Genomic DNA, 367 nt, shown 5'->3' with positions numbered 1-367 from the left:
AATCTTGCCGGATCACCCCCAAGCCAGCCTTTCAACGCGAAATCGAACAGAGTGCGCCGCGACCAGGTGCGATGATCATTTCCATCACCGGTATCGAAGCTACCGGCTGCATCATAGGGGTTCTGATCGCCGGTCTTGGGCTTGAAGACGGCACCTTGTGCATATCGCTCCGTTTCGCCTTCCATACGCTGCGCGACTGCAAGAGTGCGGCCGACCGGCGTATAAAACACGCCAGCCATCAGCGCACCCGACAATGCAAGAAGGAGCGCCGCGTGGGCAATCCCCTTCATGCGAAAAAGCAGAGCCGTAAAAACCATCGGGAGGAGGATGAAAATTGTTCGCGAGCCGAGCTCGGCCAGTAGCAGCG

1 protein-coding gene is annotated in these 367 nt (G+C 58.0%); it reads right to left on the bottom strand.

The annotated features are described in order from the left end of the window. The coding region (locus AC5ZGW_RS47570; protein ID WP_496114329.1) for a hypothetical protein at nucleotides 1–367 on the bottom strand (367 nt) is incomplete at both ends.

It is taken from the genome of Bradyrhizobium sp. Crot121, from assembly GCF_059512385.1.
The sequence above is the reverse complement of the archived record's forward strand: the minus strand, read 5'-3'. Positions and strand labels throughout refer to the sequence as shown.